Genomic DNA, 721 nt, shown 5'->3' with positions numbered 1-721 from the left:
CGAAGACAACATCTTGTCGAAACGTGCTTTTTCTACGTTCAGAATCTTACCTTTCAGCGGTAGGATTGCCTGATTCTTACGGTTACGACCCTGCTTAGCTGAACCACCCGCAGAGTCACCCTCCACAATGTATAGTTCAGAGAGTGCCGGATCTTTTTCCTGACAGTCTGCAAGTTTGCCTGGTAGGCCTGCTAAGTCTAGCGCACCTTTACGACGAGTCATTTCACGCGCTTTACGTGCGGCTTCACGTGCACGTGCTGCATCGATGATTTTCGAGCAAACCATCTTCGCTTCGCTTGGGTTTTCGACCAAGAACTCAGATAGCTTCTCACCCATCGCCGATTCAACCGCTGATTTCACTTCAGAAGAAACCAGTTTATCTTTAGTTTGGCTTGAGAATTTTGGATCAGGCACTTTTACTGAAACAACGGCAGTCAAACCTTCACGCGCATCGTCGCCTGACGTTGCCGTTTTCGCTTTCTTCGAGAAACCTTCTTTATCCATAAAGCTGTTTAGCGTACGTGTTAGTGCCGCACGGAAACCAGCAAGGTGAGTACCACCATCGCGCTGTGGAATGTTGTTGGTGAAACAGAAGATATTCTCTTGGAAACCATCGTTCCACTGCATTGCCACTTCTACCAAAATGCCGTCTTCACGTTCTAAGTCGAAGAGGAAGATTTTCTCGATGATTGGTGTCTTGTTGGTGTTTAAGTGCTGAACG

Annotated in this window: 1 protein-coding gene; it reads right to left on the bottom strand. The window is 47.3% G+C overall.

From position 1 onward, the window contains the following. Window positions 1-721, bottom strand: a 721-nt coding sequence (locus R7044_RS25390; RefSeq protein ID WP_263857045.1) for a toprim domain-containing protein, incomplete at both ends; no start/stop codon positions are given.

This window comes from Vibrio sp. 1402, assembly GCF_033340275.1.
The sequence above is the reverse complement of the archived record's forward strand: the minus strand, read 5'-3'. Positions and strand labels throughout refer to the sequence as shown.